Raw genomic sequence first — 246 nt, 5'->3', positions numbered from 1 at the left:
TTTTTTTCACTCCTTAAAAATTTAAAAAACTCTAAGTTAAATTAAAAGGGACGATTGCTCGCGGTACCACCCTTATTAACTCAACTTAGAGTTCTCTCATTACATTATTTAAATATTAAAAAGCCAGATGAAGTTGCAGCAAATGCACAAAATAATGCATCAAATACATCAGACAATAATCAACAATCCAATGATTCAGAAACAACTAAGAAGTAGGAATTAAATAAAGACAGACGCGTAATATAC

General features: G+C 30.1%; 1 pseudogene. It reads left to right on the top strand.

The window, feature by feature from the left end:
- Positions 1-111: 111 nt before the first annotated feature.
- A pseudogene (locus IDG64_RS14805) lies at positions 112-216 on the top strand (DivIVA domain-containing protein); the annotation flags it as partial.
- Positions 217-246: the final 30 nt, after the last annotated feature.

The organism is Staphylococcus sp. EG-SA-15 (assembly GCF_017151895.1).
GTDB classification, from domain to species: domain Bacteria; phylum Bacillota; class Bacilli; order Staphylococcales; family Staphylococcaceae; genus Staphylococcus; species Staphylococcus aureus.
The sequence above is the reverse complement of the archived record's forward strand: the minus strand, read 5'-3'. Positions and strand labels throughout refer to the sequence as shown.